The following is a 23,507-nucleotide window of genomic DNA, read 5'->3' on the forward strand; positions in this document are numbered from 1 at the left end:
CATGGCCCGTGCTAGTGTTCTCTCCGTTGCCAACGAGCGCCGCTAGCTCAACTGGCAGAGCAGCGGACTCTTAATCCGCGGGTTCGGGGTTCGAGTCCCTGGCGGCGCACCACCAAAAAGGCTCTGACCTGGGGTTTCACCCTGGGTTGGAGCCTTTTGGTGTTTCTGTCGGTGGCCCGGTGTCTCGGTGGGTGCTCGGGAGCCGTTGGACCGTTCCGGCTTCCGCTGGACGGGTGGCGTCGGTGGAGAGACGGATCAACTGACGCGCCGCGTCGGTCACGTCCGCGTCGGCGGGTCCGGCTTGCCAGGTACCTCGTTGCGCGTCTAAAGCCGCAACCGGGCACCTTTGTGACTTTATTGATCTTGGGTGCGGACAGGAGTGAGTCGTGCGTCAGATCGTACGTAGGTCAGTGCGGGCCGTTCTTCTGGATGAGGACGACCGTCTCGTGTTGATCAAGCGGATCAAGCCCGGTCAGGCGCCGTACTGGACGACGCCGGGCGGCGGTCTGGAGTCGACGGATGTCTCCCTGGAGGCGGCGCTTCGCCGCGAATTGCACGAGGAGCTCGGTGCCGAGCCGGACCGGTTCGTCCAGGTGTTCCTGTTCACCGCCTCCGCTGGTGAGGGCGTTTCCGTCCAGCACTTCTTCGTCTGTCGGCTACGTCAGCTGAACGAGGACGCCCGGACCGGGGAGGAGTTCGCTGATCCGTCACGTGGCGGCTACCAGCTCGACCGCGTGGCGATCGACAAGCTGCCTGCGGTGGATCTCAAGCCGGATGCGCTGAAAGAGTTCATCCTCTCCAACCAGGAGGCCCTGCTCACGGTATAGGGGCAGGCTGACCGCCCGTGCTTGGGCCGAGCTTGTATCGGAGGGAGGCCCGAGGGTGGCCGCCGCGTCGGGCGGCGACGGGCCGCCCAGCCCTGGCTTAGAGAGCGTTTTGCATGTCTGTCAGTCGGGTGTGTTGAGGGTGCGGCGTTGTTGGCGGGTGGCGGGTCCGCCTCGGGTGAGGCGGGCGAGCATGCCGGCGATCGCGGCCCAGCGGATCATGGCTTCCGAGGTCGCGGGTTGGGTTTCGTAGTCGCGGGCCAGGCGGCGGTGGGCGGTGAGCCAGGCCAGGGTCCGTTCCACCACCCACCGGCGGCGGTGCACGACGAAACCTTGCTGGTCGGGGGGCTTCCGGACGATCTCCAGGGTGGTGCGCAGGATGTCGCGGGCCCAGTCGACCAGGCGGCCGGAGAACCCGGAGTCGGCGAACACGTGCCGGATCGGCGTCGCCACATAGGTGGCGAGCAGTGCGCCCTTCGCGCCGTCACGGTCCTGCCACGACGCGGCCAGGACCCAGACGGTGACCAGCAGACCCAGGGTGTCGGTCACGATGAACCGCTTCCGGCCGTTGACCCTCTTCCCGCTGTCGTAGCCACGGGTGTCGGAGTGCACGGTGTCCGCGGCCCTGACCGACTGGGAGTCGATGATCCCGGCGGTGGGCTCGGCCGCCCGGTCGTGGGCCAGGCGGACCTGCTCCCGCAGCTCGGTGAGGATCCGCTCGGTCACACCCCGCCGGTTCAGGCGTTGGAAGTGGGAGTACACCGTCTGCCAGGGCGGGAAGTCCACCGGCAGATACCGCCACGCGCACCCGGTACGCACCACGTACAGGATGCCGTCAACGACCGCCCGACGAGGATGCCTCTCCGGCCTGCCCATCCACTGAGGCGACGGCAGCATCGGCTCGATGATCTCCCACTCGGCATCGGTCAGATCAGACGGGTACCGCCGCACACGATCCATACCCGTCTACCGACCGAGCCCGGCTCATCGATCGCACCCACTGTGCGACACACCCGACCAACACACATCCCAAACGCGCTCTTAGTTCAATTTCATCGATACGCCGTGTCCGCTTGGCGAAGCGGCCCACTATGGTCGGCATGGTGGTCGTGCTCAGCGGCACGGGGAGGCGGCGGACGACAGGCCAAGGCGCGCCGTACTGGCGTTCCCAGCGAAGTGCCCGTTGATCAGGGTTGCCGCTCTACGGGTGACAGCCGAGCTTGAGCGCGCTGGGCGGCGCGGAGTGCGGAAAGCTGGCTGTGGAAGGAGCCATCCCGATTCTGGTCAAGGTTCAGCGGCAGTACGTGTGTTCGGATCAACTCTTCTTCGAGTGCCCATGGCTGCTCTGCCGGGGTCCACACGACTCGGGCGTTGTCGGCCATCCAGGCGCTGAGCTGCTGTTCTCCGTCTCGGCCGAACGTCAGCCGGCTTCCGTTCCCGACCCGCCGCAGGCCAATCCCCAGGTCTTCAGCGAGAAGCGAGCCGAGGGTCAGCCGCAGCGTTGACCCGGCGGCGTTGCCCCGGTAGTGGTATCGAATCCGGCTACGGATCGTCTGCCGACTCGGAGGGCGGCCGTTGCTCGGCGGTGCCTTCGGTGAGATGCCGACGTAGAGCAGTATCGACCCGTTCCACCTGTGGCACTCTTCGACGGGGACCAGGGACGGCGGCGAGGCAAAGTACCAGCCGTAGACGCCAGGGACCGCAGGTATCGGGCACTCGCGCCTGCGGACGTCCTCAGCTCCATAAAGCTGGGCAGGACGTAGCAGAGCCTCTTGCGGGTTCACCGGCACTCCAAGATGTCGTCGTCCAGCCAACCTAGCCAATGGGCGAGCACGGTCAGCTACTCGGATCTGACCCCAGCCGGACTGATGAGGGCTTCCAGTGGGGCGCCACTGGCGGCAGCGGGCGTTGGTTAGAAAGGGCCTCCGAACATGACCGGCTGGCGCGATCCCGGGATGGTCCTTTGCGGCCTGCCCATCGTTGTCCCTTCACCGCGTGGCCTGCGGTCCCTCACTTCGGTGAGGCGGGGTCGCCGTCGCAGGTTGACCGATTTGAGGCCTACCGGGGTGGCCTGTGGACCTCATCGGTGGCATCTGGAGAATCCGTGCGAAGCGGGTCCGGGTGTCCTGGTCGGCGAGTTTGAGGAGGTCGTCGAGGGCTGCCTGCATCATCAGGTTCGGAGGTTCAAGCTGTCTGCGGTCCTCCCAGGTGGCGACGACCGAGGGAGGCACGCGAAGCCGTTCGGCGAACGCCCCAAGGCTGAGCCGCAGTGCCTCCCGCAGCGCAAGGACTTCCCGTTCCCCCCAACGAGCGATCGCGACCGTGCATGCGCAGGCTGGAGTCGTGATCATGAGACCGGGTGGTGGCTTCGCGGGTACGGCTGCCTGATGGCGTAGCAGTCGTTCGTGTTCGGCTAGCCACGCTCGATGCCTCTGGAGCATGGTGATCAGCTCTTGGAGCGTGTCGAACGCGTCCACCAGCGATCCTTGCGCTCGGAGTTCGCGGTCGGCGCGCTCCCAGAAGCCACGAGTGATGGCGTTCCGCCCGATCTCCACGTTCGCGACCGAACTGCGGGAGTAGGCCGTCCGCCTGGCGAGGGCGGCCTGGGTCATCCCGGCTGCCTTGCGCCAGTGGGCCAACTGCCGTCCCAGCGCCTTCTGCAGGTCGCGAATCTGCTCCGATGTAACGGGACCTGGGACGGCATCCGTTCCGATCATCTGCCCTGTCCGCCGTGAAGTGCGTACGAACGAGTCCGGCCGCCGCTGTTCACGAGGGGAACGGCGTTGGAGTCGATAGGCCCGGCAGCCAGGATCTCCATGACCACCATGAACCGTGTCGGATTCATCACCGAGGCATCCGTTCGTGGCTGCGCTGCCGAGCGGTGGTCCACGAATCGTCGTAAGCGGGCCAACGCTCCGCCCGTCCCCAACGCCTGGTCGCAGCGACTCATGACGTCCAGGCTGGCGGTACGCTCGGCTTTCTCGATCTTGCCGAGCAGGTACGGGCTCACGTACACCTGCCTCTACAGCTTCCGACGAATATGGCGGCTCGTTTCATCGCAGCATCGACCGGGGTTGTCGTGCCCTAAATCGGTTCTGCTGGCAGGGCAGATGCCGTTGTATTGCGGTTCCAGCCACATCAAGTGTTGAGGAAAGCTGATCAACCGCTGCTGCTGGTAGGTGGCCCTGGCCTAACCCACTTGCCTCCATCAAAGCCCGCAGCGTCCCTTCGCTTTCGGAGGTAATGGCCGGATGATTGATGAGGTCGCGCGCCGCGTTGGCGTCCTCGTCGTGGATAGCATCTGCGACCAACTGTTTGGTCAGGCTGTCTACGGCAGCGGTTGGGACGCTCACCGCGAGATCCAGGGCCGTCAGTCCGAGGCGAACGCGGAACACGGTGAGGCCGGTGGTTCGTGGTGTGGTCGACACTCGATCGATGAGGTCAGCGTGGTCGACGGGGGTGTGACCCGCAGCCAGTTCCAGCCAGGTCGTGAGGAGTCCATGCACCGCGTCCTCCCACGGCGCTTCGGTCTTGGTGGTCGTGAGGAGAGCTGCTGCTGCCGGCCCTTCGTCCTGCAGTAGGTGGGCGACGATCGCGACCTGTCGTCCATCCATGAGGGTAGGTCCGACCCCGTCGTACCGGCGCACATGGTTCACGGCGTCGTCCCACCGTTCGGCGAGGACAAGGGCGCGGGTTCCGTCGGAGAGCAGTGTGCCGCGCAGCCAACCGATGATCTGATCGAGTTCTTCGGGGTCAGCGGGAAGCTGTCGAGGGTGTACCTCCAGGTCGTCCAGAACAGCGGGAGTGCCGCCGACGATTGCCGTGTACAGGTGGGTGAGTAGGCGGTACGCGCCGTCGCCGTCGCCTTCACGGATGCGTAGGCGTGCGAGGTTGACGACTGGTTCGAGAGCGAAGCGGGCCGTGTGGCCGGTCAGCGGGGCTTGGTTGAGGTAGAGGCTTGCGTGGCGGTGGCACCAGGCGCGGGCAAGGTGGGGGTCTCCGCAGTCGGAGGCGATGAGGGCGGCCCCGTTGAACACCATGGACGCCTTGTCCGGGTCGCTCTCGCGCTGTGCGGTTTCGGCGAGCCTGACGAGCCGGTCGACCCGAACGTCCAGGGGCTTGGCAGGCGGTCGTTTGCGGGCGACGAGAGGGAAGCGGGCGGCGATGGTGGCGGCAAGTGACGGAGTCATGGTGTCCTCATCTGCTGCGGAAGGACCGCATATGGGCAACGAGGTGCGTTCAGGTCGTGCGTGACGTCTCAGCTGCGCTCGTCCCACGGGTGCCGGGGCGGGACACGGCACCGTTCCGGCGCGGGGTGCGGTCAGAAGGTGATCGTGAGGGTGGTATCGGGTCGGCTGATGTCGCCGGGTTCGGCAGGTCGGGTTCCTGCGCGGTGGCCGGTGACGGTGGGCTGGTTGGGGCGGCCTGCGGCGTCCCATTGGTCGAGCAGGTTGGTCAGGTCGGTGGCGAGCGCGTTGGCGTCGGGTCCGTGGGCGATCGCGCCGAGTTCGTGGTGGCCGTCGCCGGTGTCTTGGAAGGCGAGATAGGCGATGGTGCCGCCGTGGTAGATGGCGGCACCGGCCCATCGGTAGGCGGGGGTGACCAGTCCGCTGATGCGGGCGGTGTTGCCGACGCCGAGGCGGCCGAACGGCGTGTTGGCGTGGACGAGGAGCCACAGGTCGAGGTGGCCGATGGGATCGGCGTCGCTGACTTGGATGCCGGTCCAGCGTTCGAGCCGGGGGTGGCTCAGGGCGTTGGCGAGGGCGGCGCGGTCGGGCTGGTCGGTGGCGTCGAGTTTGAGGACCACGTCGGTGTCGAGGCGTACGTGGTGGTCGGTGTGTTCGGTGCTGCCGCGCATGGGGACGAATCCGCAGACCAGTGGCGTCGTGGTGCTGACGAGCTGGTGAGGACCGGTGCGGTCGAAGGCGAAGCATCGGGTCAGGCCGCTCTCGTGCACGCGCAAGGGCACGACGATGCGGCCGTGGTCGGCGAGTTGTTCCCACCAAGCGGCGGCAATGTCCCAGGCTCCGGCGGTGACGATGATCCGGTCGTAGGGCGCGTGGTCAGGGTTGCCCAGGGCACCGTCGCCGCAGATCACCTTCACGGTGTCGTAGCCAGCACGGTCGAGGCCGGCGCGGGCGCCGTCGGCGAGGTCCTGGTCGAGTTCGATGGTGACGACCGTGCCGCCGGGGCTGGTCAGCTCGGCGAGCAGTGCGGCGTTGATGCCGGTGGCCGCGCCGATCTCCAGGACGCGATGGCCGGATTGTGGGGCGAGTTGTTCGAGCATGTCCGCGACGAGGCTGGGGCTCGACGCGGAGGACAACGCCGCACCGCTGGGGTCCCGTTTGGTGACGATCTGACGGCGGGTGTAGACGGTTTCCAGGTCGACACCGGGAAGGAACTGCTCGCGGGGGACCGCACGGAAGGCGTGCGCGACGGGGGCGGAGCGGATGTGGCCGCGCTGTTCGAGCGTGCTGACGAGCTGTTCGCGGAGCGTCGCGGCACTCGACGTTCCCGGTGCGGTGGGGGAAGTGTTCACTGCGTTGACCCTACTGTCGATCTTGGTGGTGGGTTGATAGCCGGAGGGGGTGTCGAAGAGGTGGTGGAAGGTGACGGTCACGGCGGCCGTCGCGAGTAGCCAGGTGTCGGCGGCGGAGATGCCGAGCCGGTTGAACAGGAACAGAAGGTGGTGGGTCAGCACCTCGCGTAGGTCGCGGGTCAGCGCGCTGTGCCGGTCGAGGAAGCCGAGGTCCGCGCCTGCCTGCTCGTGGGCTTTCGGCCATTGCGGGGTGACGGTCAGTGGGCTTGCGGCCGTGTCGTCGGCTGCGGTGATCAGGCGCTGCACCGCCGCGATGAGCGGTGGGGTTGGCGCGGGGGCGTTCGGCTGGTGCCGGCGGGAGGCGAGAAGCCGCCAGACGTCGCCCTGCTCGGAGAACTCCAGTCCGGCGGCGCGCATGAGGCGAGCGGCGAGCAGGACCCCGAGTTCACGCCGATGGGTGCCGCCGGCGGTGGCGAGATGGCCGAGGATGTGGCGACTGTCCGCGTGGAAGAGGGTGTGGGCGATCGTCATGGCCTGGTCCCCGCCGAAGGCGTACGCCTCGGGCCGGTAGACAGGCTCGGTGACACCGCGGACGCGGTCGTCGTCAGTGATGGCGGCGAGGAGCGCGTAGAACTGGGCGAGCCGGTCGCCGGGCAGGAGCCGCAGCCGCCACGTCTCGCTCTTACGGATAAACCAGAACGCGGTGATCGCCCGGTGGTCTTCCGCAGCGGCGAGCTCAGGGGCGAGCCGTGTAGCGGCGAAATCCTCAGCGGTCTGCCAGTCCGAGAACGTCAGGTTGATCTGGCGCCATCGGCTTGCCGGCGCCACGCCGGGTGGCTCGGTGTCGGGTTCGGAATCGAGATCCACGACGCTCTCCTCGTCTAGTTGATCAGCAGGCTGGTGGCCCAGCGGACGTCGGTGCCGGTCGCGACGGTGTGCAGGGTGAGGGCGATTCCAGCGGGGCCGGTGATCAAGCCGGATCGTGCCGGGGTGGTGTCCGTGGCGTGCTGGATCAGCAGGCGCACGATCTGGGGCAGCCGGCCATGCAGGATGGTGGTGCGGGCGTCGGCGGCGGCGTACCAGGCTGTAGCGGCAAGTCCTGCCCAGCCGTGACACAGCGACGGATCGACGATCCGGCTGAGTTGGAGGGGGTCGGCCAGGCAGCGGGTCAGGGCCTCTTCTGCCGCTTGTTGCCGGGCGGGGTCGTCGAGAGCGATCCCGGCCAGCTGCTGGGCGCGGGCGACTCCGGGGGTGCCGTAGCACCAGGACGGCCGCGCCGGTCCGCTCATGGAGGGTTTCCCGGCGTGCAACTCCGCGACGGTGATCTTCTCCGGCCACCACGGTCCTGCAGGGCTTGTCTGCTGCCAGCGGTCGAGCCACGTGCAGATCCAACGGATCGCCTTCGCGTGCCCCGGCACCCGAATGTTCTGCCGCATGGCCAGGGCCAGGAGAGCCAACGGGCCGGCTATGCCGTGCGCCATGCCGAAGTTCGCATGCCCGCCCTGCTCCGAACCTTCGTGGTCGGCGGGGTCTGCGCTCCACCACCCCGGCGCGAGCCGGCCCGCGGCGTCGTCGGTGTGCACCGGCTCGGTGAGTTGGACCAGGTACGCCAGCACCCGCCGGAGCAGAGGTCCGTGCGGTGCGCGGCGCAGCAGGTGGGCTCCCAGGCCGGTCAGCCCACGTACGAGGTCGAACTCCGACAGCGCGGGCCGGGCCTGCGCCGCGAGACGTGCCGTGGCAGCGGCCAGGCGGCGTTCCACCAGGTCATCGAGGGCATGATCAAGCGCGTCCAGGGCTGCCGGGCGGGAGTGCGGCATGGCCATGGTCAGCGCGTGGGTGACAGCGGGTGCGCCGAACCAGAGTCCGGCTCCGCTGCCGCTGTTCAGCGCGTCAGCGGTCGCGCGTCGCAGCCAGGCATGGACCGGTTCCCACCCGCCGTGTCCGGTCTGCGCTCGCACCCCGTGCAAGAGTGCCACCCCGGCGGCACCCCGGGACAGCGACTGGGCGTACCAGCGGGTACTGCGTGGCCCGTAGTCGTCCGCCGCGAAATCCGGGGGCGGCGGCTCGGTCAGGGTGTCGGTGATACACGCGGCCATCGCCTCGGCCGTCCGTAGCAACGGTGTCCTCAGCGGTGCTCCGGTCATCGGGACGCTCCTACGGCGCGCACCCGGCGACGCACCGCCGCCAGCGCGACATGGCGGGCCAACCGATACGTGAGCTGCTCGGCGTCTTCGTCGGGGCCGAGAGCGCGAACGACATGCAGGTGCATCAGCGACGCGAGCACCGAGGCTGGAGTGAGCGGGCCGGCGACGGCGGACAGTTCGGCGGCGTACCGGGTCGCGGCCCTGGTGCGTTCCTGCCATGTATCCCGGATGGGCTCCGGAAGCTCGCCCGGGTCGAGGGTGACCGCTTGACGCAGCACGTCCCGCTGGACCGGTGCCTGCCCGGTCTGCTCGGGGCGCGCCACCAGCCACTCGCATCCGTCGGTCCGGCTGCCGAGCATCGAAGCGGCCAGGTCGACCATGCTCAGGGCGGTCAGTGCCCGCCGATCGATCCCAGACTCGGGCTGCGCTACCAGCTGCGCCAGGGCTGCGGAGGAGTCGGCGGCGAACAACTTCTCGGCCGCTGCCAGCGCGGTGCCGCAGCCGTAGCGACCGGACTCGGGATGGTAGGTGTCCAGGCTCCAACCGCCGACAAGGCGCTGCTGTCGGAGCCCGGCGACCCACCGCCCGACCCGTACCGCCGCGTCACCGTAGTCATCGGTGCGCAGTCGTAGTCGAAGATGCGGGGTGGGGCGTCGCATGCGCACGAACCACCACAGCGGCGGCTTGGGCCAGTCGGCGAACAGCGCGGGCAGCCCTCGCATCAAGACCAGCTCTATCGTCGAAGGCTCGACGGCCACCGAAGCGGACAGCATGCCACTGGCACCCGGGATAACCGGCTCGGGGGGAGCAGGTGGCGGCCATGCGCCTCGCGCAATAATCGCAGCTGGCGCGGCAGCGGGCGCAACCGTCGAGGCGACTGGCACGACGATCTCGTGGGCGCGGCCGGAGAGCCAACCGAAGTCCTCCGGGCTCGCCGCGTCCACTACGGTGACCGGTCCGGCGCTGGCGTCCAGGTGGGCACGCAGCAGGGCACGATCCATGGACTGATCGAGGTGGAGCCGAAGCCGCTGGTCACCGATGCCGACCTGCACCCATGCCGGCAGCCGCAGCCTCGTCCGCAGCGCCTCCCAGGCGGTCGACCATTCGTCATCGCTGGCGTCCGCACCGGGCAGGGACGTCGGATCGACGCGCCACCGGGCCGCCGCCAGGAGGACGCGCCCGTACCTCAGCGCGGGTCGAAACGGCAAGCAGGAAGCCGCACCCCAACCGAACGGTCTCAGCCGGGCATCCGTGGCTCGCGGCAGCTCCAGGAGAAACCGGCCGAGCAACGGCATCGTGTGTACGGCGGCGGCATGCGCCACTGTCGGCTCCACCACCCGCCGCCGCGACATCGACACCAACACCAACCGATCAGGGCCGGCGGTCACACCGAGGTCGTCGACGCCAATCACGTTCTCGGCCACGGGCCGGTGCTCGGCCAGGCTGACCAGCCACGGAAGAACCTGCCGGGAGCTGAGCACGTTCTGGCTGTGCAGCTTGCGCGGCGGGAAGCTCAGCTGCACCGGCATGGCCCCGGCCACCGCGACAGGAAGGCGGGCGAACTCCCGGCACATCAACTCCCGATCGGCGTAGGGCAGCCCGTCGAGGAAACGCCCGCTCGTCGCCATCGCCGAGCGGCCCATGCCAGTCAGCGCGACCGTGAACCGTCCTTGTGTCAGCGCCTCCAGCGAAACCGCGCGGACCTCTGCCGAGACGTCGACGTGAGGGCTGACAGGCCCGGTGACTCGGCCAGTGCCGGCGAGCCTTTCGACGGCCGTGTCATCGAGAACCACCTCACGAGCACCGTCGATCAACGCCTGCTGGGCCATCGCGAGCAGACGCTCGTCACGGCCGGACAGTGGTGCCGCAGGCGCGTTGCCCAAAGCGCCGAAGTGTTCTGGGACGCCCAACCCGACGAGCGGATCTACCAGCCGAGCGAGCGGCACCACAGCCGTCATCCCGTAGCGGTCGACGAACCGGGCCCGGTACACACGCCACTCGGGCCGCCCCGCCGGATCCGGCGTCAGCCGTCGCAGCACCTCCACCGATGCGGCGATCTCGGCGGCGACCTGCTCCGGCAGGGCGACCTGATCCGCGAGCTGAAGATCCACCGCGAGCGGCTGGGTGGCCGTTGCCACGCTGCGCAAATCGTCGGCGAGCCCACGAAGGTAAGTCGCGCTCCCTACGCTGGTACCACCGAGCCGACCATGCAGCGAGCGCAGCTCGGCCCGAAGGGCTCGCTGTCCCTCAGGAGCACCGTCGAACACCGCATCGAGGGTGTCCAGGACATACCTGATCGAGTCCGTGCACGTCGATGGTGGCCGGAGAGCGGAGATCAACATGCCATGGTCCACGAGGCCGGCAATCATCGTGTCAGCGGACGCGCGTGGGAAGCCTGGAAACGCAGCAGCGACTGTGTCGACCAGCTCAGCCCACGGCACTGGGGTACGGGCGAGTGACACCGCCAGCCGTACCGCTGCGGTGTTCCTCACCGAGGTCGACTCCGCACTTGCAGAAGCGTGCGGCCGGCGCGCCACGACTATCCGAGGCCCGTTCACCAGCGCCAGGTTGTTCGCCTGCACAGGCAGACGGCGGCGCACGTCGGGCTCAACTTCAAGGCGCGCAATCAGGGACGCGAGCCAACTCGCGTCCGGCCGTACCCGGAGCGCCGACTGCCCCGCCGGCACCACCGCAGCCACCGTGTCGAACCGCAGAGTCGCCACCCCCGAGAACAACCCGAAGGGCGTCGCACGCCGCTGCGCACGGACCAAGTACCGCGCCAACGCCAACGCCATCCGCCACCCTCGGTCTGGAGTAGCGCTTCCTGTGGCGAGGACCGCTTCTACGCGAGCAGCGAACTCAGGGCTGGCGGCCCAGACAGCCTCGGCCAGGCCGACCTTCCGCCACGTTGCTTGCAACCAGTCCGCGACACCGGAGGTGTCGCTCCGGTCCGGCCAAGGAGCCGGGCCGTCGGGCCATGAGTGAGCGGCAATGCGGATCGTCGCGGCATCGACCGACCGAAACATGAATCGTCCTCCTTCCGTCACGAGGCGCTCCTCCGGGGGCACGGCTGGATGTGGGGTGCTGGTTCCGGCAGGCATCGGGGGATCGCCTGCCGGAACCAGCGAGGGTGTTCGATCAGCAGTCGCTGCCCTTCACGGTGTCGCAGCCGTCGTCCGTGTCGGCCAGCAGGGCGGCGGCGACCGGACCCTCCGTGACGATCTGCACGTCGAGCTCGAACGGGTCGTTGCTGACGGCGAGCACGCTGTTCATGGCAACCTCCAATGGGACTGGGATGATGGGTGGGCAGGTAGCCCCCGCAGCTACCGGCACGTTGGCTGGCGGATCGATCCGCTTTCTCTGGAACGGCGTCCAAGGAGAACTCGCTACGTTTGGCCTGCCCGCCGCCACGCCCTCCCCGGCAGTGACAGCGGGCAGGAGCCTCAGGTACGCCGGACGAGCACCAGATCTTCCGGCGCAGCGCTGACACGGACGTAGGCCAACTCTCGGCCGAAGAGTGCACCCCACGCAGACTCAGGAAGCCCTTCGGCGGGAGCGAGACCGCGACTGCGGAGGGCCTCATAGGTCAGCCGCTCAGCGGTAGCTGCCTCGACCAGATTCATCCGGCATCCGCACGGTGACCGGTAGGAGCGCCGTCCATCGACGGATTCGAGTGGGCACAGCGGCAGGCCGCACCCCTTACAGACCAGCAATCCCCACAATGGGTAGAGATGGTCGGGCAGACTCGTGCCCCCCACCATCGCGGCGAAGATCTTCATGGCGTGTAGCCGAGATTGACATTCCGGTCGGCCGCACCCGCACCCTTGCGGCACCGCCGGATGCGTCCGGTAAACGTCGATAGCAAGGTTGACCATGCGCGAGCTATGCAGACTCGACACGAGCACGCCCGCCGTGGCACCTGCGCTTTGACCACCGCCTGGAGCCGGCCGCACCCCTTCGATACCGCCGCAGGCCCCGGTAGCGTTGATGGCGATCAGCGTTGCGCTCGTGGCGTCCATGCCGCTCCTCCCGCCCCTCGGATTTGGGAGTCCGCCGCGAACCTGTCGCCGCGTGACCCAACTCCAAGCTGTAGACACATCGCTTGTGGTGATTCCACGATCGCGGTTCTTGCATAGCCCCGGGAACACCGGCCAATGGGGAAAGTTAGGGGGAGACTTACCGGTCGCCGCGCGCTTGACCAGGGGTTTCTATGCGGAAAGCATGATCGGCGCTGGCGGTGATCGGCAAAACAGGCGTTACGCTCTCGTCGCCAGGGTCCAGGCGGGATGGATCGCCGGGGCTATTCGCGTCTCTCGCCGGGGGTGTCGTTGATCAGTCCATATGTGCGTCGTCGCCGGCTCGCTACCGAACTCGTGCGGCTACGGGAGGAACACGGCTACTCCGCTGAGCGGCTTTGCAAAGAGGCAAAGCTCGCCAAGCAGAAGCTGAGCCGTTTGGAAAACGCGAGAGTCCGACCAGATCAAGACGAGATCATGCGAATCCTCGACCACTTTCGGGTTGACGAGCAGCGGTGGGAAGAGATCATGGCCATCGCTCGCGAGTCCCAGGAGAACGGCTGGTGGGAGAAGTTCCGCGTCGAGATGGGACCACGCCAGGCCCTCTACGCGGACCTGGAAGCCGGTGCGGAGCACATCGCCGAGTACCACATCACCCTGCTGCCAGGCTTGTTGCAGATCCCGGCGTACACCGAGGTCCGCGCGGTGGCAGATCGTGCTGCCTACCCCCGGAGATTCACGGTGGAGCGAGCGCTGGAAGCCCGAGCTGCCCGGCAACGGGTCCTTGACAGACCCGGCGGACCCACCTACGAGGTGATCATCGATGAGCTCGCGATCCGTCGGCACGCTGCACCGCCGGAGGTCGTCCGCGCGCAGCTTGACCACCTGATCAACGTCGGTCACGAGAAGCAGAAGACCATGATCCGGGTACTGCGGCTGACCGCGCGAATCGCTGGCAACGCGGTACCCCGGTCGTCGTACTTCAGCTACCGATACCCCGACCCGAGCGATCCGGTGGTCGTCGCGGTCGACACCATCACCAGCGACCTCGTCCTCACCGACCCGGACGAGGTTGCCAACTACGCCTCCTTGTACGAGCGCCTGCGTTCCGCAGCCCTCAGCCCCGCCGACAGCCTCGACTTCCTCGCCAGCGTGGCGGAGGAACTGCCCGACTACACCAGGAGATGACCATGCACCCCGAGAAGTTCACCAACTGGCGGAAGTCCAGCCGTTCCGGCGGTGGCGACAACTGTGTCGAGGTCGCCTTCGCGCTCGACGGCACCGTGGCGATGCGGGATTCGAAGGACCGGACGGGACCAGTGCTGGGGTTCACCCGGGGTGAGTGGACGGCGTTCACTGACAGCATCCGAGACGGTGAGTTTGACGCACACTGAGCTGCTGCCTCATCGGCGCGCCCGGGAAGCCGGGCGCGCCGCGCTGACCTCGGCCGACATGAGTGTCACCGCTTGCAGGCGCAGTTCATGCTGGTCGGCGTAGTGCCCTGCCCGCCAATCTCGCGCCGGCTCAAGAGGGAGCCGGACGGCGATGCGAGCATGGAGTGAAAGCTGCGCGCTACTGTCGACTTGTCCTCCGCTCAGCGCATCGAGACCAACGTCTGCTCGATGTGTTCGAAGATGTCCGAGTCCGTCTCCTGCTGCCACTCCGGCATGTCTGACCAGTCGGCCACGTAGGAAGCCTTCGGGCTGGGAAAGTGTTTGAATATCTGCGCAATCCAGCACAGGGCGACGAAGCGTCCTTTCTGTTCACGGGTTAGCTTCGCGGTTGCGCCATCGGTTGCCTCGACGAACTGGCGGACCTGCTCATACACTGCGGCGGCACTCTCCCGTTCCCATCCGGGCGTATCCTCCCAGGGCGTGACGTAGCCCGGTTTCGGTTCGCCAGGGTAGTGCTTACGGACTCCCGCGATCCATGCCTCCCGGAACACACGCCCCGGTTCTTCGACCTGCACGCTGGTCCTCCCTCTGATCGGGTCAGCTCCCTGCCCTTATCAGGGCATTGATCTGGCTGTTGAGATGCCGCACGTGAGTGTCGGCAAGGAACGACTGCAGGCGGTGGTGTAGTCGGTTGAGTTTGGCACCGACCACGCCCGAGCCGCTTTGGCGGGCGGTATCGAGAGCGGCGCTGCCGTAGAGCACGATCTGGTGTACGTCGCTACGGTGAACTCCGACCAAGGCGAGGTCCGTCAGAACGGTTCCGCGCCGTCGCGTGGAGAGGCTTTGCGACAGAGCGCCGGACAGCACCGGCTCGGCCAGATCTGGGCGCCTCAACTCGACGTAGCAGGCTCCGCGTTCCTCGGCGAGCCGGGAGCCGTCGAAGCGTAACCATCCGCCGTTGTGAACCTGGCCGGGCAGGTGGTTGACCTCTTCGGCTTGGTCGAGCGCCCGCCGGCATCCGCTGAGGTCGCCGAGGCCCGCGAGAGCCTGCGCCTGCACAGTTCGTGCCCAGTGCCGGGTCGAAAGCGCGCTGTCTCCGTTCTGGGCCAGGCCGGTGGCAACGTCCAGCATCGGTGCCGCGTGCCGGAAGTCGCGCTCGTAGACGCTGATGAAGGCGTGACGGATCATCGCGCACGCCCAGAGGTCGTAGGCAGCGGCTTCTCGGGCGGCGGTCGCTGCCAGGGTGTAGCAGTGTGCGGCCTCGCTGTACGCGTTCGCGTCGAACGCGACCTCGCCGGCGAGCTGGAGCAGGTCGGCGGTGACCCCGCAGAGCCGACGGTGCACGGGTGTCGTGTGGGAGCGACGTAGGTTCGCCGTGAGCGTCGTCAGCTGACGGTTGACCAGCGGTGATACTGCTGCCTTGGACTCGGCCGCGCCGAACGCCGCCCACAGCTGGGCGTTCAGCCCTTCGTACTCGTCGAGGGTTGCTGGGTCTAGTCGCTTGTTCCCGTCACTGGAGGACTCGATGCGCGCCCAGTCGAGCTGGCTGCCCGGGACGGGCGCGGCCAACAGCGCACCTGTCAGGCTCAGCAGGCGTAGCAACTCGCGGCGGTTCATGTCGCCAGTGTCCGTGATCTCCCTGCCGGTCAGCGACTCGCCAGCGTGATCATCACCAGCGGTGAGCATCTCGCCAGGGGGCATCTGGTGCGCAACGGGATCAGAATGGCGTTGGCCACGGGTGATGTAGAAGCCTAGGTCAGCGTCCCGTGATGCCTTCAGCACCGCACGGAATGCCTCCCGGGTCGTGGGCTTGGGCCAGCGGTGTTCTCCTCGCTCAAGCTTCCCGACGTGGTTGGCGTCCATGCTGGTTCTCGTGCCGTAGGTGTCCCACAGGTAGTTGTTGACCGCCTCAGCGACCTCCTGCCGGGACATCCGTCGGCCTGAACCACTCGGGGACAGAAGCCGGCGGCGGGCGTCGCTGAGCAGGGTGTTGGGGCCATCTGACGCACCCGACTTCGGTGCCAACCCATCACCGCCCGTCGAAACTCGCTGGTAGTCCTCTGGGGTGGCCCTGCAAGATCGCGGCCATCCACATCCCTGGTCTGCTGGATCTCGTCCTCCGCCCTGCTGAACGGAGGCGATCCGACGGCCCGGTTTGCCGGAATGCCACGCAAGGATGCCAGCGTGGCTGCCTGATCACAAGACGCATGGCCAACGGTGACTAAACGTATCGACCGAGCGCTGTGCCGGCCTGATCGCCGCGACGGATTCGCTGATCTGTCGCCGTGCTGCCATCGGCCGCGTGGCACGCCCGTGTGGTGATGCGCGATGACGGGGGTCACTCGCAGAGGCAGCAACGCACTCTCGGCAGCGATCAGCCCGGCAGGAAGCGACTTCGCCCGCGTTGCCGCCCTCAATGGCCTTCATCCGGTTGGCGGCTGCGCGCCAGGAGGTAGCCGGCATAGGCGGTCAGCGCCACGGCGGCCAACGCCGCGGGCGGACCGATGAGTGCGCGGGCGCGCTCGCGGGAGCCCAACACGGCTCCGAAGGAGTGGTCAGCCATCAATGACCAGCGAGACCGCCACGACAGGGCTGACCCGATCGAGAGCGCGGATCCGATGGACAGGACCGATCCGGCGGAGCCGATGCTGCCGACGGAGGCGATCGAGCCGACGCTGCCGATGGACAGCACCGAGCCTCGCGATCCGATGGACAACAACGAGTCGGTGGACCACAACGACAGCCGTGACGAGCCGGTAGAGGTCATGAGCGGATTATGCGGCACTGCTGTTGCTCTCGCGGCCATCCGGATCTGCCGCGAGCAGTTCGCCGTGGCCTCGGGTGGGTGCCGCCTGCGGTTCGTGGCTGCGCCCGTGGGGGCGGCGGTCGCGAGCGGTTCGAGATCTCACTGCTCGTTGTGGACTGCTCGGGTGATGGTCTGCCGCAGGTGCACGGCCTCCTCGTCACAGCTGCACAGCAGCAGCACCTTGAACGGAACGACCTTCCCGTCTGGCTGGCCGAGCGGATTGGCCCAGTGGTCAACTGTCCGGGCCAGGACGCGCAAGAGGATGTGCTGGTCCTGGGTGCTGTTCGGCAGTAGCCGATGCGCGTTCTCCACGATCACCAGGTAGCCGTCCGCCGGCAGCCAGTGCAGATCTCGGAGGCAGTCGGACAGAGCATTCCAGTTCCAGCCGAAGTAGCTGGGAAAGAGCAGGGCGTCCGAGAAGTCGTAGAAGACCTGGTCGGCATTCGTCATCCTGGCACCGTCAAGGCAGGCGACCACGAATCTGCCGGACGCCGGTAGTACTGCGGCCAACTCCACCAGAGAACCAGGCGAGCAGACCACGAGCGGATCAGTGCAGCGGCACCGCTCTTTGTCCGTCATCCTGTCCGCCCCTTGGTCACCGTGCTTCTCCACCATGGCGGGCCTGTCGCGCCAAACCGCCCAGCACCTTGAGTCTTACCGAGCATCAGAGCAGCGGGGCAGGTGGGGCCTCCTCCCTTCGGACGACCGGATCTGCCGCGTACCGCGTGCTGCGCAGCTTCACGTTGAGCGGTTGGGCGGCTCTTCGGGCTGGTCAGGCGGTCGACTCGTTGTGTCTGCGGATGAGGTCGGGTAGTTCGGTGAGTGAGTCGAGGTGGATTAGGCAGCGGTTGCTGATCGCTGTGTTGTCGAGGATGTGTCCCCAGGGGCCTCGGCGGCCATCGGGAGTTCCGCTGTGCCCGACCTGCCACGAGCGTCGCGTCCACGGCTCAACCCGGCCGACTACCTGCTTGAGACGGCGACTCCATCTTCGAGGTAGACGCCGCCATGCCCGATCGCGGCGACGGCCGCGGAAACCCGCCGAGCCAGCCGTGGGATCAACACCTCGCCCAGGCGCTCCGGCTCGACGAAGTCGAACCGGTCGAGTTCGTCCGGGCACAGTCGTATCGCCGTGATCTGGTCCGCCGTCAGTACGCCTCCGTCGAAGACGAACATGAGCCCGCCGTCCCACGGTGGGCTCGCCGGCACCCAGTCGACGCACAGCAGCGGTCCCGTGGGCACTGGAAGACCCAGTTCCTCCTGGATCTCGCGTACACAAGCATCCGCCGGAGACTCGTCCGGCTCCACCATTCCGCCGGGAACCTCCCACACGTCTTTGTAGGTCGGGTGGACCACCAGCACCCGGCCGGCCTGATCCCGGAGGATCACGCCGGCCGCAGCGCGGACCCGCGTCACGCTGGCGATGTAGGAGAGGTCGGGTTCGGTCTGTGTCTCGGCCACGCGACCGACCCTACGGGCTCGCCCCTGGCGAGTGGCTCGCTACCGAAGGAAGGATGCCGTACCGGGGCGACTGGCGGTCCGCTCCTGGTACCGCTGGCGGGCGCGGCAGTGTGACTCCGGCTGCCCGATGCGCGGTGGACCGTCTCCAAGCGAACCCCAGGGCGGGAGCGTCGTCTCATAAGGTGAGACGGTCGCGGGTGTTAGGCAAGATTTTTCTGCCCTGATTCGGACGTGAATTCGTGCCGCTGGGTCCAGTGCGGGTTGGCGGGTGCCGGGGCGTCCGGCTGGGTCCGGAGACGTCGTGATCGGTTGCTGGTGATGCTGGTTGACAGGGTGCTGCCGGGGGAGGCGTACTGGTACGCGCGTGACCGCGTGGCGGTCTGTCTGCCGGGTTTGATCGGCCGGTCTGGTGACGTTCCTTGGAGGAGCGTCGCCGGTCGTTCGAGGTTCGGGAGTGGGCGGGTCGTCGATGGTTTTGAGTGGCAGGGGGTTCGCGATGAAGGATCTTTCTCCGGCGGGTTGAGTCGACGCTCTACCGAGTCGTGTTGTCGACGGCTCCCGGGGCGTCTGTCCCTCGCTGAGACGCGCCCTTGTGCCGGCGCGGCGGCTTGCCGCCCCGCCTCCGCAACTGCTACCGCCGTTCCCGCTGCCGCGACCGCCTTTCTGGTGGTCGTGTCGGTCGTTGCTGTCCTCATCCGCCCTCGGGTCGACCGGATGCCCGGTCGGCGTGTTCGTTGGCAACTCCACAGTGCGCTTCTCCGTAGTCCACCGCACTCGCTGTGGCTGCGTATCCCTGCGGCGTCGTGACTGTCGTCGCCTTTCATCTTTCTCGATCAAGGAGTCGCTGTGTTCTTCGTTCATCTCGTCTCTGTGCGCTCCGGCTTGGTGCCGGTGGCGGTGACAGATCCCGTCTCAGTCCCCGTTGCGGGGTCCGGGTTGGTGTCGGTGTTGAGGTCAGTCTTCAACCGGACGCCGGAACGGACCCCCTGTTCCGTCTCACACCGCAGGTCAGGTCGGCTGTCAGCCCTGCTGGCTTGTCCTGCGACAGACCCTGCATGGTCTCGGGTCTCTCCCCCTGGGGCTGGCGTTCCGTATCGGAGAGGAGGTGGTGGCCGGTGGATGATCCGGTTCTTCGGGTCCAGTCCCAGCTGACCGCCCGTGACCGTGTGCTGCTGGGCTGGTTGTACGCCCACGGTGTGTTGACGTCGTTTCAGGTCGCGCATGCCCTGTTCCCGTCTCTGGATTTCTGTCAGCGGCGGTTGCGGACGTTGTACCGGTTGCGGTTGGTGGCGCGGTTCCGGCCGCAGCGCGCTGACGGCGGTTCGTACCCGTACCACTACGTCATCGACCAGCTCGGCGCGGAGGTCGTCGCCGCCGGCCGCGACGAACGTCCGCCCCGGCGTGATCACGCCCGCGTCGAGCGGCGCCGCTGGACGTCCAGTCGCACCCTGGAGCATCGCCTCGGGGTGAACGGCTTCTTCACCGACCTCGCCGGCCACGCCCGCACCCACCCTGATGCCCGGCTGGGGGAGTGGCTGTCGGAAGCGGCGTGCCGGCGGTCGGGGGTGTTCACCCGGCCGGAGGATCCGGCTCTGGTGCGCGCCTACCAGCCTCGGGTCCGCCCGGACGGCTACGGCCTGTGGGTGGTGCGGGGTGGCCGGGTGCCGTTCTTCGTGGAGTACGACACCGGTGCGGAGCCGCTGTCGGTGTTGACCGGCAAGCTGGTCGGCTACCGGGAGTGGTTCGCCGCGATGGGGCGGGCGTGGCCGGTGCTGTTCTGGCTGCACTCCGCCGCCCGGGAACGCAACCTACGCCGAATGTGGGCTGAGACGCCGCCGTTGGTGCCGGTCGCTACTGGTGCCCGCGACCACGCCACCACGGCGGGCCTGTGCCCCGCCGAGGCGGTATGGGCGGTGGCCGGCGGCGACGAACAACGGTCCACGCTGGCTGACCTGTCGATGTGGGTCCTCGACGATCGGGAGCCGATCGGGGAGGCGGCGTGACCGACAACGCTCCACCGGACCCCTTCGTCGTGCGGGCGGCGGGTGAGACGGCGACGGCCCCGGAGTCGTTCTGTCACCGGTCTGTCAGCGTCTCACCGGAGGCTGCTGACAGACCGGTGACAGCACCGGGTAGCCCTGACAGCGAGCGGGCTGAGGTATCGTCCCGGCGCCCGCAGGGCCGGTCCGCGGTCCGCTCCTGCACCCGGCTATCCGCGGTCCTGGTCCGGTACGCCCGGGCCGCCCGTCCACTGGTCCGATCCGCACGCACGGGCGGACCGGGCGCGCTGGTGGTCCGGTCCGGGGAGGTGGTCGGCCACGACCGCACCAGGTGACCCGGACGCCGGTCCGGGACGGAACCCGGCAGAGGGGGCCGTCCAGGTCGTGATCATGTTGGCGATTGGTGGGGCGGCTGGTGCGGCCAGCTTCACCCACGTCCACAACGTCGCCGCCGCTCACGGCCAGCCGGGGTGGTTGGCGTGGGCGGACGCGATCGTGCTGGAGCTGATGTCCATCGCCTCCGGCCTGGAACTACGCCGCCGCAAACGAGCCCAGGTCTCAACGGTGTTCCCGGCGACGGTCCTGGCCTGCGCGGTGACCTTGTCGCTCGCGGCGCAGGTCGTGGAGGCCGAGCCGTCACCGATCGGCTGGACCGCCGCAGCCGTGCCCGCGCTCGGGTTCCTCGTCATGGTCAAGATCGCCCTCGGCTACACCAACACCCCACCCAAACCCACACCAGCCGGAACGAACCCGTCCACCGCCCGGCCGGCGGACCCGTCCATCGCCACTGCAAGCCAGCTCGCGGCGGACCGCAACGAAGACCGGTCCACCCCTACCGCCGACCGACGTCTCCCCGCGCGGACCGTCCACCACCCCACCAACGACCACCCGCAAGCCGGACCGGACCACTCCCAGACCGGCGCATCGGTCCGCCGGCACCGGCCGTCGCGGCGCGGACCGTCCACCCACCCCACCGACACCGAAGTCCTGCTTCCGATCGCCAGGCGCACCCAGGAGAACCTCGCCGTCGAGGGCCGGCCGCTGACCCGCGCCGCCCTGGCCACCGCACTCCGCGCCACCGGCCACACCGTGTCCAACACCCGCGCATCCCAGCTACTGAAGATCCTCAAAGCCGACCAACCCCCAACAGCCCCAACCGCCGACCGGCAAACCCGACAACCCGCCGACCACAGCCCTCCGTATCCAGCACCAGAACCCGCCACGCCTACCACCTCGCGTACCTCTGCACCGCTTCCACCGCAGTCAGGAGACCCGACACCATGAACGCCCACACCACTCCCACCCGCGACACCCGACCGACCAGCCCACACCCGCCTACCAGGGTGCCGTGGACCTCTGAGCGGATCCGCGCGCTCGGCGCCGCCACCACGCTGCCCACCGCCGCAGCGGTACTCGGTATCAGCCGGTCCCAGGCCTACCGCCTCGCCGCCACCGACACCTTCCCCACACCACTGATCCGCGCCGGCACCCGCATCATCGTCCCGGTCGCCGGCCTCCTGCGACTTCTCCTCCTCGACCAGCCCACCCCGACCCCCGACCCCGACGGTCGGCAACTTGATCCCGTCGCGGTGTCGAGCGTGGATGCAACGACCCCGCCACCAGCGGACTACACCCACCACCGCTGGCGGCACCACGCCGAGCACCCAGGAGACGACGAGTGAAGGGCTCCATCTTCAAACGCTGCGGCTGCCGCGACACCACCACCGGCCGCCGGCTGGGACGCTCCTGTCCTGATCTGCGCCGGCCCGGCGGCGGCTGGTCCCGCAACCACGGCCAATGGCACTGGCAGATCGACCTACCCGCCCGCGCCGACGGCACCCGCCGCACACTCCGCCACGGCCCCTACCCCACCCAAACCGACGCCGACACCATCCTCGACCGCATCCGCGCCGCCCTGGCCGTCCCCGACGCCAGCGACCCGCACGTCATGGTCAAGACCGGGGACCTCATCGAGACCGCCGTCAAGACCGGCGCGCCCATCCCCACCCCGGACCAGGTTCGGCGGACCCTGCACCTGGACATCACCCCCACCGAGCTCCCCACCATGGCCGAGTACCTCACGGACTGGCTCGCCGGACGCAAGAACATCAAGAAAGGCACCCTGCGCTCCTACGAGGGGCACATCCGCCTGTACCTGATCCCGCACCTCGGGCACCTGCGCATCGACCGGCTCCGCCCGGGTCACATCGACGCCATGTACGAGGCCATCAGTGAGCGCAACGCCACCATCGCCACCCTGCGCGCCAGCCGGAACCAGGCCACACGCGACCAGGTCAAGAACCAGCGGGTCGTCGGCCCCCGGACGATGCACGTCATCCACGCCACCCTGCGCAAAGCCCTCAACGACGCGATGCGCCGCCACCGCTACCTCGACATCAACCCCGCCCTGCTGATCGAGCTACCCCGCGCCCGACCACCCAAGCCCACCGTCTGGACCGACCAACGCGTCAAAACCTGGCGCGACACCGGCAAGACCCCGAGCCCGGTCATGATCTGGACCCCCGAACACACCGGCCGGTTCCTCGACCACACCCACGACGCAGGCGACCGCCTCTACGCCCTCTACCACCTCATCACCTTCACCGGCCTCCGCCGAGGCGAAGCCTGCGGACTGCACTGGGACGACCTCAACCTCGACGCCGCCACCCTCACCGTCCGCTGGCAACTCGTCCAACACGGCTGGGCCACCGCCATCGACACTCCCAAAACCACCGACAGCGAAGCCACCATCGCCCTCGACACCGAAACCGTCGCCGTCCTACGCGCCCACCGCGCACGGCAACACCGCGAACGCCTCGCCGCCGGCACCACCTGGACCCAGACCGGACTCGTCTTCACCACCCCTACCGGCGACCGGCTGCACCCCGCCGACGTCACCGACCACTTCCACCACCTCGCCACCCAAGCCGGACTACCACCCATCCGACTCCACGACCTCCGCCACGGCGCCGCCACCATGGGCCTCGCCGCCGGCGTCCAGATGAAAGTCATCTCCAACCGACTCCGCCACTCCAGCCCACACTTCACCGCCACCTTCTACGGCGCCGTCCTACCCGAACTCTCACACGCCGCCGCCGAAGCAACCGCCGCCGTCGTCCCCCGACGCGGTGGCACCGCAAGGCCGGCATAGTTCGCAAGTTCACCACCTGATACTGCGTAGGGCCAGCCGGCGAAGTTCCCGGCCGGCCCTACGCAGTATCAGCGCCTTGACCTCGTTAAAGAGGAAGCCGTCGATCATCCGAGCCGTCACCGATGGCTGCGTGCCCTGTGGTCAGGAGATCGGCCGCCCCGTCTACGACGAGGCG

22 protein-coding genes and 1 tRNA gene are annotated in these 23,507 nt (G+C 68.2%); 8 read left to right on the forward strand and 15 right to left on the reverse strand.

The window, feature by feature from the left end:
* Positions 1 to 36 precede the first annotated feature (36 nt).
* Together J7462_RS26045 and J7462_RS26050 are read left to right on the forward strand one after the other, a co-directional pair.
* A tRNA-Lys gene (locus J7462_RS26045) sits at positions 37 to 112 on the forward strand.
* Between the two features lie 274 nt (positions 113 to 386).
* A complete protein-coding gene (locus J7462_RS26050) occupies positions 387 to 827 on the forward strand; it encodes an NUDIX domain-containing protein (RefSeq protein WP_219467759.1) in 441 nt (146 codons plus the stop codon).
* 120 nt (positions 828 to 947) lie between these two features.
* Here the strand turns inward: J7462_RS26050 and J7462_RS26055 are convergent, their stop codons facing one another.
* The 10 genes from J7462_RS26055 to J7462_RS26100 all read right to left on the reverse strand — a co-directional run bounded on the left by J7462_RS26055 (position 948) and on the right by J7462_RS26100 (position 12,526).
* Positions 948 to 1,784, reverse strand: coding sequence for an IS5 family transposase (locus J7462_RS26055; protein WP_219460258.1), 837 nt, complete (start codon positions 1,782 to 1,784; stop codon positions 948 to 950).
* Between the two features lie 227 nt (positions 1,785 to 2,011).
* Entirely contained in the window at positions 2,012 to 2,614 is a 603-nt protein-coding gene (locus tag J7462_RS33755; protein WP_374197549.1) for a GIY-YIG nuclease family protein, read from the reverse strand.
* Positions 2,615 to 2,812: 198 nt separating this feature from the next.
* The gene (locus tag J7462_RS26065) at positions 2,813 to 3,541 is read right to left on the reverse strand and encodes a helix-turn-helix domain-containing protein (protein WP_219467765.1); all 729 of its coding nucleotides are present in this window, start codon (positions 3,539 to 3,541) and stop codon (positions 2,813 to 2,815) included.
* On the reverse strand, positions 3,538 to 3,834 hold the full coding sequence (locus J7462_RS26070) for a hypothetical protein (RefSeq protein ID WP_219467770.1): 297 nt from the start codon (positions 3,832 to 3,834) through the stop codon (positions 3,538 to 3,540). The genes J7462_RS26065 and J7462_RS26070 overlap by 4 nt, the downstream gene beginning before the upstream one ends.
* Before the next feature lie 43 nt (positions 3,835 to 3,877).
* The gene (locus tag J7462_RS26075; protein WP_219467773.1) at positions 3,878 to 5,014 is read right to left on the reverse strand and encodes a hypothetical protein; all 1,137 of its coding nucleotides are present in this window, start codon (positions 5,012 to 5,014) and stop codon (positions 3,878 to 3,880) included.
* Positions 5,015 to 5,145: 131 nt separating this feature from the next.
* Entirely contained in the window at positions 5,146 to 7,230 is a 2,085-nt protein-coding gene (gene fxlM, locus J7462_RS26080) for a methyltransferase, FxLD system (protein WP_219470726.1), read from the reverse strand.
* Between the two features lie 14 nt (positions 7,231 to 7,244).
* Positions 7,245 to 8,507, reverse strand: coding sequence for a lanthionine synthetase C family protein (locus J7462_RS26085; RefSeq protein WP_219467777.1), 1,263 nt, complete (start codon positions 8,505 to 8,507; stop codon positions 7,245 to 7,247).
* Positions 8,504 to 11,533: a lantibiotic dehydratase gene (locus J7462_RS26090; RefSeq protein ID WP_219467780.1), complete on the reverse strand. Its 3,030-nt coding sequence runs from the start codon at positions 11,531 to 11,533 to the stop codon at positions 8,504 to 8,506. Before J7462_RS26090 ends, J7462_RS26085 begins: the two co-directional genes overlap by 4 nt.
* A gap of 112 nt (positions 11,534 to 11,645) precedes the next feature.
* Entirely contained in the window at positions 11,646 to 11,780 is a 135-nt protein-coding gene (locus J7462_RS26095) for an FxLD family lanthipeptide (protein WP_219467782.1), read from the reverse strand.
* 170 nt (positions 11,781 to 11,950) lie between these two features.
* Positions 11,951 to 12,526 (reverse strand): hypothetical protein, encoded by a 576-nt coding sequence (locus J7462_RS26100; protein ID WP_219467786.1) that lies wholly within the window; start codon positions 12,524 to 12,526, stop codon positions 11,951 to 11,953.
* Between the two features lie 309 nt (positions 12,527 to 12,835).
* Here J7462_RS26100 and J7462_RS26105 point away from each other — a divergent pair, with 309 nt between their 5' ends.
* Together J7462_RS26105 and J7462_RS26110 are read left to right on the forward strand one after the other, a co-directional pair.
* Complete coding sequence (locus J7462_RS26105; protein ID WP_219470728.1) at positions 12,836 to 13,711, forward strand: helix-turn-helix transcriptional regulator; 876 nt, start codon at positions 12,836 to 12,838, stop codon at positions 13,709 to 13,711.
* A complete protein-coding gene (locus tag J7462_RS26110) occupies positions 13,708 to 13,917 on the forward strand; it encodes a DUF397 domain-containing protein (protein WP_219467788.1) in 210 nt (69 codons plus the stop codon). The genes J7462_RS26105 and J7462_RS26110 overlap by 4 nt, the downstream gene beginning before the upstream one ends.
* Before the next feature lie 200 nt (positions 13,918 to 14,117).
* Here J7462_RS26110 and J7462_RS26115 read toward each other — a convergent pair whose 3' ends face one another.
* The 5 genes from J7462_RS26115 to J7462_RS26135 all read right to left on the reverse strand — a co-directional run bounded on the left by J7462_RS26115 (position 14,118) and on the right by J7462_RS26135 (position 18,181).
* Complete coding sequence (locus tag J7462_RS26115; protein WP_219467792.1) at positions 14,118 to 14,492, reverse strand: hypothetical protein; 375 nt, start codon at positions 14,490 to 14,492, stop codon at positions 14,118 to 14,120.
* A gap of 22 nt (positions 14,493 to 14,514) precedes the next feature.
* Positions 14,515 to 15,849 (reverse strand): transcriptional regulator, encoded by a 1,335-nt coding sequence (locus J7462_RS26120; protein WP_219467795.1) that lies wholly within the window; start codon positions 15,847 to 15,849, stop codon positions 14,515 to 14,517.
* 481 nt (positions 15,850 to 16,330) lie between these two features.
* On the reverse strand, positions 16,331 to 16,684 hold the full coding sequence (locus J7462_RS26125) for a hypothetical protein (protein ID WP_219467798.1): 354 nt from the start codon (positions 16,682 to 16,684) through the stop codon (positions 16,331 to 16,333).
* Between the two features lie 138 nt (positions 16,685 to 16,822).
* Positions 16,823 to 17,338, reverse strand: coding sequence for a barstar family protein (locus J7462_RS26130; RefSeq protein ID WP_308291036.1), 516 nt, complete (start codon positions 17,336 to 17,338; stop codon positions 16,823 to 16,825).
* A gap of 345 nt (positions 17,339 to 17,683) precedes the next feature.
* Positions 17,684 to 18,181: an NUDIX hydrolase gene (locus tag J7462_RS26135; protein WP_219467806.1), complete on the reverse strand. Its 498-nt coding sequence runs from the start codon at positions 18,179 to 18,181 to the stop codon at positions 17,684 to 17,686.
* 1,115 nt (positions 18,182 to 19,296) lie between these two features.
* Here J7462_RS26135 and J7462_RS26140 point away from each other — a divergent pair.
* The 4 genes from J7462_RS26140 to J7462_RS26155 all read left to right on the forward strand — a co-directional run bounded on the left by J7462_RS26140 (position 19,297) and on the right by J7462_RS26155 (position 23,332).
* Positions 19,297 to 20,184, forward strand: coding sequence for a replication-relaxation family protein (locus J7462_RS26140; protein WP_219467809.1), 888 nt, complete (start codon positions 19,297 to 19,299; stop codon positions 20,182 to 20,184).
* Positions 20,185 to 20,571: 387 nt separating this feature from the next.
* A complete protein-coding gene (locus J7462_RS26145; protein ID WP_219467812.1) occupies positions 20,572 to 21,465 on the forward strand; it encodes a DUF2637 domain-containing protein in 894 nt (297 codons plus the stop codon).
* Positions 21,462 to 21,863 carry a hypothetical protein gene (locus J7462_RS26150; RefSeq protein ID WP_219467815.1) on the forward strand — a complete coding sequence of 134 codons (402 nt, stop codon included), beginning with the start codon at positions 21,462 to 21,464 and terminating at the stop codon, positions 21,861 to 21,863. Before J7462_RS26145 ends, J7462_RS26150 begins: the two co-directional genes overlap by 4 nt.
* Positions 21,860 to 23,332, forward strand: coding sequence for a site-specific integrase (locus J7462_RS26155; RefSeq protein WP_219467818.1), 1,473 nt, complete (start codon positions 21,860 to 21,862; stop codon positions 23,330 to 23,332). Before J7462_RS26150 ends, J7462_RS26155 begins: the two co-directional genes overlap by 4 nt.
* Positions 23,333 to 23,507: the final 175 nt, after the last annotated feature.

Origin of the sequence: Micromonospora sp. RL09-050-HVF-A (assembly GCF_019374995.1) — a bacterium.
Taxonomy (GTDB): domain Bacteria; phylum Actinomycetota; class Actinomycetes; order Mycobacteriales; family Micromonosporaceae; genus Micromonospora; species Micromonospora antibiotica.

Coding starts and splice junctions, on each gene's coding strand:
- J7462_RS26125 (WP_219467798.1), bottom strand. CDS start 16,684: ATGACCTCTACCGGCTCGTCACGGCTGTCGTTGTGGTCCACCGACTCG.
- J7462_RS26100 (WP_219467786.1), bottom strand. CDS start 12,526: ATGGACGCCACGAGCGCAACGCTGATCGCCATCAACGCTACCGGGGCC.
- J7462_RS26075 (WP_219467773.1), bottom strand. CDS start 5,014: ATGACTCCGTCACTTGCCGCCACCATCGCCGCCCGCTTCCCTCTCGTC.
- J7462_RS26130 (WP_308291036.1), bottom strand. CDS start 17,338: ATGGTGGAGAAGCACGGTGACCAAGGGGCGGACAGGATGACGGACAAA.
- J7462_RS26065 (WP_219467765.1), bottom strand. CDS start 3,541: ATGATCGGAACGGATGCCGTCCCAGGTCCCGTTACATCGGAGCAGATT.
- J7462_RS26095 (WP_219467782.1), bottom strand. CDS start 11,780: ATGAACAGCGTGCTCGCCGTCAGCAACGACCCGTTCGAGCTCGACGTG.
- J7462_RS26145 (WP_219467812.1), top strand. CDS start 20,572: ATGTTGGCGATTGGTGGGGCGGCTGGTGCGGCCAGCTTCACCCACGTC.
- J7462_RS26120 (WP_219467795.1), bottom strand. CDS start 15,849: ATGTCCCGGCAGGAGGTCGCTGAGGCGGTCAACAACTACCTGTGGGAC.
- J7462_RS26085 (WP_219467777.1), bottom strand. CDS start 8,507: ATGACCGGAGCACCGCTGAGGACACCGTTGCTACGGACGGCCGAGGCG.
- J7462_RS26150 (WP_219467815.1), top strand. CDS start 21,462: ATGAACGCCCACACCACTCCCACCCGCGACACCCGACCGACCAGCCCA.
- J7462_RS26055 (WP_219460258.1), bottom strand. CDS start 1,784: ATGGATCGTGTGCGGCGGTACCCGTCTGATCTGACCGATGCCGAGTGG.
- J7462_RS26110 (WP_219467788.1), top strand. CDS start 13,708: ATGACCATGCACCCCGAGAAGTTCACCAACTGGCGGAAGTCCAGCCGT.
- J7462_RS26090 (WP_219467780.1), bottom strand. CDS start 11,533: ATGTTTCGGTCGGTCGATGCCGCGACGATCCGCATTGCCGCTCACTCA.